This is a genomic window from Streptomyces luteolifulvus (assembly GCF_008806595.1).
Taxonomy (GTDB): domain Bacteria; phylum Actinomycetota; class Actinomycetes; order Streptomycetales; family Streptomycetaceae; genus Streptomyces; species Streptomyces luteolifulvus.
The window spans coordinates 389,835-403,582 of record NZ_VZRB01000002.1 but is presented as its reverse complement, the minus strand read 5'-3'; the positions used below and the strand labels follow the sequence as shown (position 1 = coordinate 403,582).

Sequence of the window (13,748 nt, the reverse complement as noted above, 5' to 3'; positions counted from 1 at the left end):
CAGACGGCTGAGCCGGGGGGCTCACGGACGCCCGGCCCGGAAGCCTCAGAGACGCCGAGCCGGACGGCTCACGGGCGCCTGAGCCGGAGGGCTCACAGGCCCCCGGACCGGAAGCCTCAGAGACGCCCGAGTCGGAAGTCTCACCGACGCCCGAGCCGGGCGGCTCACCGTCGTCGGTCCGGTCACGGCTTCCATGTGCCCGCTGCCGCCGCCTCCCTCGCGAAGTCCGCGAAGTCGCGCGGCTCGCGGCCCAGCACCTGGCGCACCCCGTCCGACAGATGGGCGTTCCGCCCGTCGAGCAGCTGTTCGAACGCCTCGACCAGCGGCTCCACCTCCTCCGCGGGCACTCCGAAGCCGGTCAGGGTCTCTCCGTACCGGCGCGCCGACACGGCCCGGTACGTCAGCTCGCGCCCCGCCGCCCCGGCGATCTCCGCGACGGCCTCCCCGAACGTCAGTAGCCTCGGCCCCGAGACGGCCACCGCCCGTCCCACGTACCGGTCGCCGTCCGTCAGCGCGGCCACCACCACGTCCGCGATGTCCCGCACATCGATGAACGGCTCAGGCACCTCACCGCCCGGGAACACCAGCTGTCCGCTCTGCCGCAGCTCCGCCACCAGCGGCCCCTCACTGAAGTTCTGCGCGAACCACGCGGACTGTACGACCGTCCAGTCGGCGCCCGACCCGCGCAGGGCCTCCTCGGCCGCACGCGCGCCCTCCTGCCCCCGGGACGACAGCAGCACCAGCCGCCGCACGCCGAGCCCGACCGCCTCGTGGGAGAGCAGCCCGACCGCCCGGGCGGCGTTCGGGGCGCCGATGTCCGAGGGGTGGACCAGATACGCGGCATCCGCGCCGCGCAGTACGTCCGCCCAGGTCGACCGGTCCTCCCAGTCGAAGCCGTGCGCCCGCGAGGCCGCCCGCACGGTGAGCCCGGCCGCCTGCGCGGCCTGCGCCACCCGGCTCCCCGTACGGCCCGAGGCACCCGTCACCACCACTGTCATGTTCCGTGTGTTCTCTGCCATGCGGACCAGTCAACTGCCGTGCGCCGTACGGTCCCATCGTCGAACCGCTCATTCCCATGCGCGCGCGTCTACCCTGGCCCCATGGACGGCCCCATGGACGCTCCCCCACGCTCGGACATGCTCACGCGGGGAGACCCCCTCGCAGGCCTGCTGGAGGGACCGCGGGCGCGGGGCGCCTTCATGATCCGTGCGTGCTTCGACCCGCCGTGGTCCGTGCGCATCGAGGACCGCGCGCCGCTGACGGTGATGCTGATGGTCCGCGGCGACGCCTGGATCACACCGGACACGGGGGAGCCGCTCCGGCTGCGGGCCGGCGACCTCGCCATCGCCCGCGGCCCCGACCCCTACACCTGCGCCGACGACCCCGACACCGCCCCGCAGGCGCTGATCCTGCCCGGCGAACGGTGCGCCTACCCGGACGGCCGGCCGCTCAACGGATCCATGGACCTGGGCGTGCGCACCTGGGGCGACCGGCCCGACGGCTCCACCTTGCTGCTGATCGGGACGTATCTGATGCAGGGCGAGATCAGCGGCCGGCTGCTGGACGCGCTGCCGCCGCTGCTCTCCCTCACCTCCGATGTGTGGGAGTGCCCGCTCACCCCGCTCCTCATGGAGGAGATCGTGCGCGACGAACCCGGCCAGGAGGTCGTCCTGGACCGCCTCCTCGACCTGCTGGTCATCGCCGCGCTGCGGGCCTGGTTCTCCCGCCCGGAGGCGGCGGCCCCGGCCTGGTACCGGGCGATGGCGGACCCGGTGGTGGGCCGTGTGCTGCGCCTGCTCCAGGACGACCCGGCCCACCCCTGGACGGTCGCCACGCTCGCCGCCAAGGCCGGAGTCTCCCGCGCCGCCCTCGCCCGCCGCTTCACGGACCTCGTCGGTGAGCCCCCGATGACGTATCTGACCGGTTGGCGTCTGGCCCTCGCCGCCGACCGCCTGCGGGACAGCGGCGACACGCTCGACGCCATCGCCCGCCACGTCGGCTACGGCAGCGCGTTCGCCCTGTCCAACGCCTTCAAGAGGGTGTACGGCGTCAGCCCCCAGGACCATCGCACCCGGGCGGAGGCGGCCAGGGTGGGGGTCGGTGCCGACGGGTAGGGGCGAGGCGGCGCCGTAGCCTTTTCCCCATGTACGCGGAGCGGGCGTCCAGGGTGACCGGTGCCGTCGTGTGGAGCCGGACCCTCGACGGGGATCCCGTCGTCCGGCCCGTTCTGCCGGACGGTTGCATGGATCTGCTGTGGAGCGAGGGCCGGCTGCTCGTCGCCGGTCCGGACACGCATGCCTACGTTCCCGGAGGCGGGCTCAGGCGTTGGGCGGGCGTCCGCTTCCACCCCGGCACCGCGCCCGCGATCATCGGCGTTCCGGCGTACGAACTGCGGGATCGGCGCGTGGAGTTGACCGATCTGTGGCCCGCCGCGGAGGTACGGCGCCTGCAGAGCCGTATCACCGCCGCCGCCGACCCCGTGGCGGCCCTCGAAGACATCGCGCTGGCGCGCGCGGCGGCCGCGGGCCCGCCCGACCCCCTGCTGACCCGGCTCGTCGCGGCGCTCGACGCGGGCCGCCCGGTGGCCGCGACCGCCGACCGACTCGGCCTCGGCGCACGCCAGTTGCACCGCCGTTCCCTCGCCGCCTTCGGGTACGGCCCCAAGACGCTCGCCCGCATCCTCAGGCTCCAGCGGGCCCTCGCGCTGGCCCGGTCGGGCATCCCGTTCGCGCAGACCGCGGCCCGCTGCGGATTCGCCGACCAGGCGCATCTCGCGCGGGACGTGAAGGAGTTGACGAGCATGCCGCTCGGGCGCCTACTGAGCCTCGGCCGGCCGGGCGAACAGATCGACCCCGTTGCCGTCCGGGTCGTGGAGCACCGCGTACCGCTGTCCCCAGAAGGCATCCCAGGGCTTGAGCTCCCCGTGGTGCCCGGCGCCCACCAACGCCTCGTACACGGCGTCGACTTCGGCCGGACTCCCGCACAACAGGGCCAGTGAGGCCCGGCCCCCGCCGGACGGTGCCCGCCACCCGGGGTGGAAGGACCGGACGGTCTCCTCGGTGTCCAGCAGCAGCCTGGTCCCGCCCGGCAGCTCGGCCTCGACATGCGGCTGCTCCTCGGCACCCTCGGGAAACACGAACCCGAGCCGGCGGTAGAAGGCGACGGAGGCGGCCATGTCCGAGACGACAAGGCCGATGGCATCGAATCGTGGAGTCATGGGCCCACGGTAGGCAGCATCCGGGCGAGCGGTCTTGAAGGAATCGGACATGCCCCGCCGCTCAGCCGAAGGTCACCGGCCCCAGCGGGGTGTCCACCGTGAACGACAGTCCCACCGGGCCCGCCGTGAGCGTGAGGTCGGTGCCGACGGCGTGCAGCAGGGGGCGGATCTCGTCCGGTTCGGGGGCTGTCCCGGACAGCGCCAGCAGGGGAGTGACGGGCAGGCCGGAGGCGGACGGGTGCAGGGAGGTGCCCCAGTCGATGAGGAACGGCACCAGGCCGGAGGGGTGTGCGGTGTCGCCGTCGGTCAGGCGCCACTCCAGCAGGGTGCCGTCGGGTCTGCGGCGGCGCATCGGGTGCACGGGGCCGGGGTCGTAGCCCAGGGCGCGGGCGGCCGCGACCGCCGCGTCCAGGTCGGGCGGGCTGATCGCCCAGGTCACCGTCCGCGGCAGGGCAAGGTCGTCGACGCCGAAGGGACGCGGCACCCCGGGCGCGGACTGCTCCGGGTCCGGGCCGAGGATCTCCAGGTAGCTGCTCCCGCCCAGGGACACCAGATGGTTCCGGGTGCCGAGACCGACATGGGTGCCGCCGGGGGCCGGGGCCACACCGGTGCGACGCGTGAAGTCGGCGACCGTCGCCGCGAGATCGGGCGTGGCCAGGACGAGATGGTCCAGATGCGCGGGAATGGCGTTCATCGGTGTCGAGGCTACGCAGACCGGACCCCGCGACGGAACAGCCGTGCCGCGATGGGTCCCCCCCCCGCGAGCTTGCTCGGGCGTGAGGGGAGCGTGTGCCAGGACTCGCGCCCCGGCACGATCCGGAAGACGGAGCTGGCGACGTAGCGCCGGTCAAGGGGGCCGCCGGGTCCGTCGGGCGAGCTGCGCCGTGGTGGAGGCGGACTCCTTCGCGGATTCGAAGAACGCGACCTGGTTCTTGCCCGCGGTCTTGGCCCGGTAGAGGGCCGCGTCGGCGTCCCGCAGGGCCTCCGTGGGCGGCGTCGGCTCGGCGACGCTCCGTGCTCCGATGCTGGTGCTCAGGCGGACCGTATGACCGCGGGCGAGGGTGAACGGGTCGGTGAAGGAGTCCAGGATGCGCAGGGCGTAGTCGCGCAGCGTGATCACGTCCACGCCTTCCACCAGAAGCGCGAACTCGTCCCCGCCGAGCCTGGCCACGATGTCCTGCTCGCGGACCCTGCTCATCAGCCGCTGTGCGACGTCGACCAGCAGTTCGTCGCCCACCGGGTGCCCCAGCGTGTCGTTGACGTCCTTGAAGCCGTCGAGGTCGAGCAGCAGCAGCCCGGCGGCGGACGTGCCGGAACACCGGGCCAGAGCGGACTCCAGACGCTCGTTCAGCAGCGCCCGGTTGGCCAGACCCGTCAACGGGTCATGGGTGGCCTGATAGCTCAGCTGCTTCTGCAGCTCTTCCTGCTCCCGCAGCGAGTTGGCGAGGGCGTGGGCCTGTGTGCGTGCCTCGGCGGCCCTGCCCTGTGCGTACCGGGCCAGGAACGCGATGCGCAGCACCAGCAGCAGCGACAGGCTCGCCATCATCCCGACGATCACCGTCACGTTCACCGGCCGGTCCCGGATGCCGCCGGCATTGACCAGCACGATCAACGGCCCCATCAGGGTCAGCGCGATCAGGATCGTCAGCCGGCTCCGGGACAGCCGCTCCTGGTCCCTCGCCACCCGGGTCGGCCGGGCCACCGACGAGTGCAGCGCCGCCGCCCCCAGCAGCAGGGAGGAGACCATCCACCCCACCTCGGGCACGTCCTCCGGGATTGTGGTCCCAGTGGCCAGCGTGCCGTAGTAGAGACCGTCCGCGGCCAGCAGGATCACCAGCCAGCCGAGGCACAGCAGGAACGACGCCGTGTGCGTGCCGGTGGTGAGCATCAGCCGCGCGGCCATGGACAGCAGCACCAGATCGGTCACGGGATAGGCGATCGTCACCGCGAGCGGCCAGGCGGACAGCTCGCTGCGCAGATACGGCGCGATGATGAACGCCCACGTCAGGGTGCCGAACCCCAGTGTGACGATGCCGGCGTCCAGCAGCCCGGCCCAGTGCAGCCGGCCCGACTGCTGTCTGGCCAGGGTCACCAGACCCGCGGTGAACAGCACATAGGTGCCCAGGTAGAGCATGTCGGCCACGCCCGGGAACGGAACCTCGACGTCGTGGGCCTGGTAGAGGCCCCAGATCAGGTCCGCCGCCGCGAAGGGCGCCATGGCCGCCGCGAACAGACACCACGGAAGGGCCGACGGCGGTCTGTTCCTGGCCACGCCCGCCAGCACCGCGAAGACGACCGAACCGGAAATCATGACCGGCAGCATGTAACGCGCTGTGGCGGAGGTGAGCAGGTAGAGAACGATCATCGCCGTCCCGGCCGCCACATACGCCCAGGCCGCCGCGTTACGGCGGGAGGGCAACCGGACGTCAACGGTGCGCACGGCCCTCCTTCCCCGCTCCGGCCGGGGACGCGGTCAGTCCTCGTCCCGTCCGCGGCCGGGTGGGCGGGAGCGGAGCGTCTCGATGGTGCGGCAGGTGCGGTCCAGTTCGGCCTGGAGGCGGGGAGCGGTCTCGGCCAGCTGGGTGGGGGCACCGCCCCGGGCGGCCTGTTCGAGGTCCTGGCAGCAGTCCGCGAGGCTCTGGGCTCCGATGTTCCCGGCGGCGCCCTTGAGACTGTGCGCCTTCTCCGCGATCTCCGAGGAGTCGTGGCGGTCCAGGGCGTGGAACAGGGCGCTGGTCAGTTCGGGGGCCCGGGTGAGGAAGTGGTCCACCAGCCGGTCCACCAGGTCGTTCTCGGCCGGCGTACCGCTGCCCCGCAGTTCGTCCAGCCGCTGCTCGATGGAGATGCGCAGGTCGTCCTCGTCCGCGGCCGGACCGGCGGGATGGGCCCAGCGGACGAGCGCGTGTTCCAGTTCCTCGGCCGAGACCGGTTTGGAGATGTAGTCGTCCATGCCCGCGGCCAGACAGCGGTCCCGGTCCTCGGCCAGGGCGTCGGCGGTCATGGCGATCACGGGCACATGGCGGCCGCTGTTCCGTTCCCGGCGGCGCAGCTCCCGGGTGGCGCTGTAGCCGTCCATCCGGGGCATGTGGCAGTCCATCAGCACGGCCTGATACGGGTGTTCCCCGAGCAGCTGCAGTGCCTGGAGGCCGTCGGCGGCGACGTCCGCGCTGTAGCCGAGGCGGGTGAGGATGCCCTGCGCCACCATCTGGTTGATGTCGTTGTCCTCCACCAGCAGCAGATGCCCGCGGTGGGCCGGCGGGCGCTCGGCAGGCGCGGGCGTGGCGGCGGCCGCCGGCGACCGGTGCGTGACGATTTCGGTCAGGGCGTCCATGAGCTGGGACTGCTGGACGGGCTTGGCCAGACTGCGGGCGATACCGGCCGCGGTCAGTTCGGCGGCGGGCAGCGGCGGTCCGGACGTCAGCAACACGAGGGGCACCCTGCCGAGCTTCTGGTCGGTGGTGATCCGCCGGGCGAGTTCCAGGCCGTCCATGTCCGGCATCTGCATGTCCAGCAGCGCCAGGTCGAACAGACGGCCGGCGGCCGCCGCCTCGTGGAGGGCCACCAGGGCCTGGGGGCCGCCGGCGACCGTGGTGGTGTGCATGTGCCATCTGCGCAGCTGGGTGTCGAGGATCAGCCGGTTGGTGTCGTTGTCGTCGACGATCAGCGCCCGCAGCCCGCGCAGCACGACGGGCTGGGCGGCCTCCTGCGGTGGCTGCGGGGTGTCGGGGGTGCGCACCGGCACGGTGAACCAGAAGGTGCTGCCCTCGCCGGACCGGCTGTTGACGCCGATGGAGCCGCCCATCGCCTCGGTGAGCCTGCGGCAGATGGCCAGACCCAGCCCGGTGCCGCCGTAGCGGCGGGTGGTGGAGGCGTCCGCCTGGGAGAAGGCGTCGAACATCCGCTTCTGATCGGCCTCGGCGATGCCGATACCCGTGTCGGTGACCTCGAAGTGCAGCCATGGCGCGCTCTGCGCGGAGGGCTGGGCGGACGCGGGCCGCACCCGGATGACGACCTCGCCGCTCTCGGTGAACTTGACCGCGTTGGACGCCAGGTTGAGCAGGATCTGCCGCAGCCGGCCCGAGTCCCCGAGCACCATCGCCGGCAGCTGGGGATGGAAGTCGCTGAGCAGCTCCAGGCCCCGTGCCTGTGCTGTCTGCGCCACCAGCGCGATGACCTCCTCCACCATCAGCTGGGGGCTGAAGGCGACCTCTTCCAGCTCGAGCTTGCCCGCCTCCAGCTTGGAGAAGTCCAGGATGTCGTTGATCAGCGACAGCAGCGCCGAGCCGGCGGACTGGATGCCCTCCGCGTAGCGGCGCTGTTCGGGGTCCAGCTCGGTGCCCAGCAGCAGGTTGCTCAGCCCGATGACACCGTTCATCGGGGTACGGATCTCGTGGCTCATCGACGCCACGAACTGCGACTTCGCCTGGGACGCGGCGATCGCCTGGTCACGGGCCTGAGCCAGCGCCACCTCGGTCTGCTTGCGTTCGGTGATGTCACGAAGGAAGGCGTTGAAGCAGCGCGCCTTCGCCGACTTCAGCCGCCACACCGCCAGTTCGACCGGAATCTCGTGGCCGTCGCGGTGCAGGGCGCTCAGCTCGATCCGGCGGCCCAGCACATGCGACTCCCCGCCGGACAGCACCCGTGCCAGACCCGCCAGGTGCGCGGAGCGGTACCGCTCGGGAATGAGTGTGTCCGCCAGCGGACGGCCCATCACCTCACGATGGCTGTACCCGAACAGCCGCTCGGCGCTCTGGTTCCAGTCGATGACCAGGCCGTCCTCGTCGATGGAGACGAAGGCGTCCCGGGCGGTGTCGATGACGGAGCGTGCCTGCTCCTGCAGCAGCCGCAGCGCTTCCTCCCTGCGCCGCTGGCCCTCTGCCTCGCGCAGAAACCCGCGCACCTCCTGCGGCTCGCCGGCGGCGTCCCGTACCACCCAGCAGGTGTCCTCGACCCACATCCAGTGTCCGTCGGCATGCCGCAGCCGCAGACAGACCACCACCCGGCCGTCGCGGCGCAGATCCCGCTCCGCCCACTCGAATTCCTCCGCGTCGCCCGGATGCACCCAGGACTCGGCCGACGTCCCCACGATCTGCTCGACCGGTCTGCCGAGCAGCAGCGCTCCCGCCGCGGAGACCTCCAGATAGACGCCGTCGACCGTCCTGCGGAAGACCATGTCCGGGGAGTTCTTCTCCAGCAGCCGAAACCGTTCCTCGTCATCGGCTGCGTACTGCCGCGGCGGGTCTGAGGGCGCCATGAATCCGCCTCCACATGATCATGCCCGGCCACAAGGCGGGCCGGGACCAGCGGACATCTCCAGCGAAGAATGAACCACTGAAGATCGCAAATCGGGCCGCGTGCGCAAAGGGCTCCTCGGACCGCCCGACAAGGGGCAACGGCCCAGTGCGCCCCCTCTGCGCAATCCGGGCAAGGTCCGAACGGCGTACCCGATGGGTCACCGTGTGCCGCACCGGCCTCGGCCGCGCCGTCAACAACCGGGCTTCGGCATGCCGATGTACGCCAAACAGCCGCAAAGCCCCGCTTCTGCACCGGAATACCCGGCCGCGATGTGGTGCTCTGTTGTTCACGGTGCACGAGCGCGGCGAGGAGGCTGGTGGTCGTATGACGGCGGTCCAGGCAGATCCCGTGGTGAGAACACCGTACGGGGCCGTTCGCGGCCGGTACGAGCAGGGCCTCGCGGTGTTCCGGGGCATCCCCTACGCGGCGCCCCCCTTCGGCCCGCGCCGGTTCCGGCCGCCCGCGCCGCCCGAGCCCTGGGACGGTGTGCGCGACGCGGGCGCCTTCGGGCCGACACCGCCGAAACCGCCGTACTCGGAGGCCTTCGCACGCTATCTGTCCGACCCGGTCGTGCCGGGCGACGACTGCCTCAATCTCAACGTGTGGACTCCGGAGCCGGGCCCTGGCGCCCGGCTCCCGGTTCTGGTGTGGCTGCACGGCGGCGCCCTGACCCGCGGGTCCTCGGCCGTTCCCGTGTACGACGGCCGGCCCTTCGCCCGCGACGGCGTGGTCTTCGTGTCCTTCAACTACCGGCTGGGCATCGAGGGCTACGGCCTCTTCCCGGACGCCCCCGCCAACCCCGGTCTCCGCGACCAGATCGCCGCGCTGGCGTGGGTGCACGAGTCGATCGAGGCCTTCGGCGGCGACCCCGGGCGGGTGACGGTCGGCGGGCAGTCCGCCGGGGCGATCAGCATCGGGTCGCTGCTCGCCGCCCCGCAGGCCCGGGGCCTGGTCCGCCGGGCGATCCTCCAGAGCGGGTCGCCCGAGGCCTCGGACCGCGACAAGGTACGGCGGATGGTGCGCCGTATGGCGACCCGGCTGAAGGTGCCCGCCACCGCCGCGGCCTTCGCCGAGGTCGACCGTGAGCTGTTGCTGCGTACCCAGGCCGAGGTGAGCCGGCTCAGCAGCCCGGTGGTCGGCGGGCCGGCCTTCGGGATCGTCGTCGACGGCGACGTCGTCCCGCGCGACCCCCTGCAGGCCCTGACGGACGAGGACGCCGCCCCGGGGATCGACCTCCTGCTCGGCTGGACCCGCGACGAGTACCGCCTGTGGCTGGTCCCGGGCGGGCTGCTGGAACGTGTCGACCGGCTCGGGGCGGTCGCCCTGGCCGGTGCCATGGCTCGCTGCCACTGCGGCCCCGAGGTGCCCCGCGGCTATCGCGCCCTGCACCCGGAGGCCGGCACCGCGGAGATCGTCGGCCAGATGGTCACCGACCATCTGCTCCGCCTCCCGCTGCACCGCCTCGCCGACGCCCGCCCCGGCACCTCGTACGTCTACGAGTTCGCCTGGCCCTCCAACCTCCCCGACCTCGGCGCCTGCCACGCCCTGGAGCTCGGCTTCGTGTTCGACACCGGTGACGTGCCCGAGTCGGCCAGGCTCGCCGGGGAGGGGGCCCCGCAGGAGCTGGCCGACGCGATGCACGGGGCGTGGGTACGGTTCGCGGTCGACGGCGACCCGGGCTGGCGGCGCTGGGACGCCTCACATCCCGTACAGATCTTCGGCGACGGTGGACCGTATACGGCATACGGTCCACGAGATCCAGAGCTGGCGGTGTGGACCGTCGACAAGGCCGTCCGTGAGGCCGACGACGGACCAGAGGGAGACACACCGAAGCCGGTCAACGGCGCGGACACGGCCGCCCGGACCGCGGAACTGCGGTCGGTCGTACGACGGCTGCGGCTGCCCGGCGGGGTCCACCGCAGCCAGGGCCTGCCCTGACCGGCCACCCGGGCCAACACGGCCGGCGGAGCGTCGGGGTCACGCCGCCCTCAGCGTGCCCACGACGGACGTGATCGCCTCCGGGCCGACCCGGCAGCAGCCCCCGATCAGCCGGGCCCCGGACTCCCGCCAGCCGCGCACCTGCTCCGGCGCGAAGGTGGAGCGGCCGGCCCAGGCCCGCGCCTCGGCGTCCCAGGTCTCGCCGCTGTTCGGGTAGACGACGACCGGCTTGCCGGTGACGCGGGCGGCGATCTCGATCGCCCTGTCCACGTCCTCGGGGGCGCAGCAGTTCACCCCCACCGCGATCACCTCCTCCACATCGGCGGCCAGGGCGAAGGCCTCCTCCAGGGGCTGCCCGGCCCGGGTGCGGTCACCGGCGGCGCTGAACGACAGCCAGGCCGGCACCCCGAGTCCGCTCACCGCGCACAGCAGCGCCTCGGCCTCGTCGGCGTCGGGGACCGTCTCCAGCGCCAGGACGTCGGGCCCGGCCGCGGCCAGCACCTCCAGGCGCGGCCGGTGGAAGCGTTCGAGCTCGGCCACGCTCAGGCCGTACCGGCCCCGGTACTCGGAGCCGTCCGCGAGCATCGCCCCGTACGGGCCGACCGAGGCCGCCGTCCACAGGGGCCGCGTGATGCCCTTCGCCCCGGCCTGCCGGGCCGCCTCGCGGGCCAGTTCCACGCTCAGGGCGAGGAGTTCGGCCGCCCGCTCCCGGCCGATCCCGCGCCTTGCGAAGCCCTCGAAGGTGGCCTGGTAGCTGGAGGTGATCGCTACGTCCGCGCCCGCTTCGAAGTAGGCGAGATGGGCCTCGGTGATCGCCTCGGGCCGTTCGGCGAGCAGCCGGGCCGACCACAGCTCGTCGCCCAGGTCGTGCCCGGCGGACTCCAGCTGATTGGACATGCCCCCGTCGAGGACGACCGTCCCCGCGGAGAGGGCTTCGGCGAGGCCGAGGGTGCGGCACATGCTGTCGACGGTAGTCGAGTCGGCAGGTCACAGCGGATCAGCGAACCGATTCCGTCTGATTCAGGTACGCACGCAACACGATCGGCAAGACGGCAACGGGCAGCCAGAGCCAGAGATATTCGCCGTGCGCGACAGGGGGAGAGAAGCTCCAGAACGCGATCTCATGCTGCAGCATCACGGCCGTCCAGCCGCCCGCAAGCCCCAACGCCACCTCGGCGGGCCGGACGAGGAGTGCGGCAATCGGTGTCCCGGCCGCGAGGACGCCGGTGAGCACCCACATCAACACCACGCTCCACCCGAGCGGAGTGAAGTTCAGCCGGGCCGAGACGTACAGGCCGGCCACCGCCAGTGTCAGAGCCGTGGCAAACGCGGGCATGCCCCATCGCACCGGACGCTGCAGCCGCAACGGCGGCCCCGTACGAGCGATGGCGAAGGCCACGGCGGACAGGACGAGTCCCAGGAGTACGAAGCCGGCGATTTCGACCTCGCGGTCCCAGGAGGAGAGCTGTGAGGAGGGAAATGCGTTGGGGTACGAGAGCCGGAACGGAACGCTCGCTGCCAGGTAGACGCCGTACACCAGGAGGGCTGCGGCGCCGGACCATGCGAATCTGCTGCGCAGGACGCACAGCCGCCATATGACCACAGCGGTCAGCAGATGGAACAACGGCACCGTGAGATCGCTGAGCTTCATGGTTTCGTCCGCCGGAGAACGGAGCCACTCCTCGACGCTCGTCACGACGCGATAGTCGTCCACGGCCAGACCGAAGACCGAGTGGGCCAGTGACGGAAGCCCCCACAGGAACATCGCCGGCAGGAACAGTCGTCCCGCAACCCGCAGGAGGCGGGAGTCGCCACCTCGCATGTCGCGTTCGGCCGACGCAACCGGCCCGGCCAGGTCTCGAAGGACGACTGGCCGGTCGCCGGCCGTCGCCGCAAGGACCGTTGCCGACCTCGCACCCACGGCGGGGTTCCGGCTCAGCGCGAGCAGGTCGACGGTCCCCGTACCACGCCGTCGGGGAAGGGGCAGGCCGCGGACCGTCGCGGTGTGCAGGAGCTGGCGGTAGATGTCGCCGTACGTGAGGAACTCCGGCCCGGCGGGTATCCCGGTGCGCAGCAGGCGCAACAGTTCGCCGGTGAAGGCCGTGTGGGAGGAGCCCACGGGGGCGAGTGCCACGGCGTTCATCGGGGTCGCCGCCAGGACGTAGGTGCCCTCGATGCCGACCTGGCCGAGGATGGTTTCCTCCTCGCCGGCCATGTCCTGGACGGCACGTCCGCTGAAGCAGCAGTCGAGGATGACGACGCGGTTGGCGGCCGGACAGTCGGTGAGCACGTCGCGCAGCAGGTCGAACGGCAGCGCGCTGACCTTCAGTTCGTCCGGGACGGTCTCCCCGAGACCCAGATAGAGCTCGTTGCGCGGTCCGGTCTGGCCGTGACCGGCGAAGTACACGAGAAAGGTGTCCTCTGCGGCAGCGGAGTACTGCCGCAGGATGCGGAAGAGCGTGCGGGGATCGCTCGGGTCCGGCACGACCACGCACCGCTCGGCGGGCAGTCCCCCGAGGGCCGGATCGGTCAGGATGTCGCCGAGGTCCTGGAGGTTGTTGCCGACGGCGGGCAGGTCCGGCAGCTGGTCGGAGCGATAGGTGCCGGTACCGATGAGTACCGCGTAGGACCGCTGGGGATCGGGCAGTCGCACGGCTACCGTCCTTGGCCGTCACCTGCGGCACCGGGCGGTACGCCTTCCGGCGCGGGCCGCTCCTGGAGCGCGAGTCTCAACAGCCGCTCTGCTTCCGCCGCATGAGCCGACGTCACCGTGACGCTGCGCCCGTCCCCGGTCGTCAGACTGACCGTGGTCGGTGAATTGCCCTGTGCGCGCCGTTGGTTCAGCCACAACGACAGCGACTGGCCCAGCAGACCGGCAAGCGTCCCGATGGTGCCGGTGACCGCGCTCTCGACGACCAGTTCGCCGAGGGAGCCCATGGTCCCCACCCGTGCGGGGGGCGTGTCGTGCCGGACGCGGCCGCGCAGTGCGGGCTCCTGCCGTAACCAGTCCAACAACGATTCCTCGGCGGCCGCGTCCCCGCGCACCGCAATGCGGATTTCGTGCACCCGGCTCCCCCAGCAGACCGGCACGGCGCGTCCTCATGGGCACCCGTACGCCTCACGTGTGGTGCCAAGAGTGCCACGAAGCGTCGCGTGCGGGGAGCCACTTGACGATAGTCGGGGGCCGTGCCGGGAGAGTACGGTCACCCACCTGGGGGAACCCGCAACCATGAGGCGCCGTCCAGCCGTTGGGCCGCCCCGGGGGTCACGCCCCGCTGATCGATCTGCGTTCCGGATG

General features: G+C 72.2%; 10 protein-coding genes and 1 pseudogene. 3 read left to right on the top strand and 8 right to left on the bottom strand.

Annotated features, from left to right (window positions below; all coding sequences use genetic code 11):
* Positions 1 to 182: 182 nt before the first annotated feature.
* On the bottom strand, positions 183 to 1,019 hold the full coding sequence (locus F7R91_RS04420; RefSeq protein ID WP_150944623.1) for an NmrA family NAD(P)-binding protein: 837 nt from the start codon (positions 1,017 to 1,019) through the stop codon (positions 183 to 185).
* 117 nt (positions 1,020 to 1,136) lie between these two features.
* Between F7R91_RS04420 and F7R91_RS04415 the strand changes: the two genes are divergently transcribed.
* Complete coding sequence (locus tag F7R91_RS04415) at positions 1,137 to 2,114, top strand: AraC family transcriptional regulator (protein WP_191971351.1); 978 nt, start codon at positions 1,137 to 1,139, stop codon at positions 2,112 to 2,114.
* A 29-nt stretch (positions 2,115 to 2,143) separates the two neighbouring features.
* Positions 2,144 to 2,830: pseudogene (locus tag F7R91_RS04410) on the top strand (helix-turn-helix domain-containing protein); the annotation flags it as partial.
* Here F7R91_RS04410 and F7R91_RS04405 read toward each other — a convergent pair.
* The 4 genes from F7R91_RS04405 to F7R91_RS04390 form a co-directional block, all read right to left on the bottom strand.
* Positions 2,816 to 3,268 carry a VOC family protein gene (locus tag F7R91_RS04405; RefSeq protein ID WP_150944621.1) on the bottom strand — a complete coding sequence of 151 codons (453 nt, stop codon included), beginning with the start codon at positions 3,266 to 3,268 and terminating at the stop codon, positions 2,816 to 2,818. The pseudogene F7R91_RS04410 and the gene F7R91_RS04405 overlap by 15 nt on opposite strands.
* A gap of 10 nt (positions 3,269 to 3,278) precedes the next feature.
* Complete coding sequence (locus F7R91_RS04400; protein WP_150944619.1) at positions 3,279 to 3,911, bottom strand: VOC family protein; 633 nt, start codon at positions 3,909 to 3,911, stop codon at positions 3,279 to 3,281.
* A 153-nt stretch (positions 3,912 to 4,064) separates the two neighbouring features.
* Entirely contained in the window at positions 4,065 to 5,657 is a 1,593-nt protein-coding gene (locus F7R91_RS04395) for a GGDEF domain-containing protein (RefSeq protein ID WP_150944617.1), read from the bottom strand.
* Positions 5,658 to 5,690: 33 nt separating this feature from the next.
* Positions 5,691 to 8,471 (bottom strand): hybrid sensor histidine kinase/response regulator, encoded by a 2,781-nt coding sequence (locus F7R91_RS04390; RefSeq protein WP_150944615.1) that lies wholly within the window; start codon positions 8,469 to 8,471, stop codon positions 5,691 to 5,693.
* 365 nt (positions 8,472 to 8,836) lie between these two features.
* Between F7R91_RS04390 and F7R91_RS04385 the strand changes: the two genes are divergently transcribed.
* Complete coding sequence (locus tag F7R91_RS04385; RefSeq protein ID WP_191971339.1) at positions 8,837 to 10,450, top strand: carboxylesterase/lipase family protein; 1,614 nt, start codon at positions 8,837 to 8,839, stop codon at positions 10,448 to 10,450.
* Between the two features lie 39 nt (positions 10,451 to 10,489).
* Here F7R91_RS04385 and mmuM read toward each other — a convergent pair whose 3' ends face one another.
* From mmuM to F7R91_RS04370, 3 genes are read right to left on the bottom strand one after another with little or no spacing between them, the layout of a single operon-like run.
* Positions 10,490 to 11,410 carry a homocysteine S-methyltransferase gene (gene mmuM, locus F7R91_RS04380; RefSeq protein WP_150944613.1) on the bottom strand — a complete coding sequence of 307 codons (921 nt, stop codon included), beginning with the start codon at positions 11,408 to 11,410 and terminating at the stop codon, positions 10,490 to 10,492.
* 37 nt (positions 11,411 to 11,447) lie between these two features.
* Positions 11,448 to 13,103, bottom strand: a complete 1,656-nt coding sequence (locus F7R91_RS04375) for a caspase family protein (RefSeq protein WP_150944611.1) — start codon at positions 13,101 to 13,103, stop codon at positions 11,448 to 11,450.
* Positions 13,104 to 13,105: 2 nt separating this feature from the next.
* Complete coding sequence (locus tag F7R91_RS04370; protein WP_150944608.1) at positions 13,106 to 13,516, bottom strand: effector-associated constant component EACC1; 411 nt, start codon at positions 13,514 to 13,516, stop codon at positions 13,106 to 13,108.
* Between the last annotated feature and the right edge of the window lie 232 nt (positions 13,517 to 13,748).